This is a genomic window from Paenibacillus sp. BJ-4, assembly GCF_020404765.1.
Classification (GTDB): domain Bacteria; phylum Bacillota; class Bacilli; order Paenibacillales; family Paenibacillaceae; genus Paenibacillus.
Genome location: NZ_JAIVEM010000191.1, coordinates 1 through 844 on the forward strand (window position 1 = coordinate 1; position 844 = coordinate 844).

The following is an 844-nucleotide window of genomic DNA, read 5'->3' on the forward strand; positions in this document are numbered from 1 at the left end:
TAAACGAAAAGGCAAACCAACTGGCCAGAAAATTAAGAGAAAAGGGAATAAAACCTGATAGTGTAGTGGGAATTATGGTAGAACGTTCCCCGGAAATGATCATAGGGATCATGGCTGTCCTAAAAGCTGGGGGGGCTTATTTACCCATAGCTCCTGAATACCCTGAAGACAGGATCCAGTTTATGCTTGATGACAGTGGCAGCCAAATTATTCTGATACAGGATAAATTTATAAATGCTAAAGGTAGTTACAGAAATGCTGAATTTATTAGCATAGAAAATCAGGAACTATTTACTGGGGATGTATCAAATCCAAAGTTAATTAGTAAACCTGAAAACTTGGCTTATGTAATATATACATCCGGTTCTACCGGCAAACCCAAAGGGGTAATGATAGAGAACTACTCCGTAATCAACCGGATCAACTGGATGCAGAAGCAATACCCGATAGCTGAAGGTGATGTGATCCTGCAGAAAACTCCCTATACCTTTGACGTATCGGTATGGGAATTATTGTGGTGGAGCTTTACTGGGGCCAAAGTCTGCCTGCTGATACCGGGAGGAGAAAAAAATCCGGAAGAAATCGTGAAGGCAATCGAAAAAAATAAAGTTACCACAATGCACTTTGTACCATCCATGTTGAGTGTATTTTTAGAGTATGTAGAGGAAAAGGGGATAATAGAGGAAATAGCAAGCTTAAAGCAGGTATTTGCCAGTGGAGAAGCACTGAACCTGAAGCAAGTAGAAAAGTTCAACAAGCTGCTGTACAAAGAAAAAGGAACAAGCCTGCATAACCTGTACGGACCAACAGAAGCAACAGTAGATGTATCCTACTTTGGCTGCTC

The 844-nt window shown here is 40.9% G+C and carries 1 protein-coding gene; it reads left to right on the forward strand.

All coding sequences use genetic code 11. From position 1 onward, the window contains the following. Positions 1–844: AMP-binding protein (locus LCF57_RS27440; protein ID WP_226003501.1), on the forward strand; the 844-nt coding region annotated here is incomplete at both ends.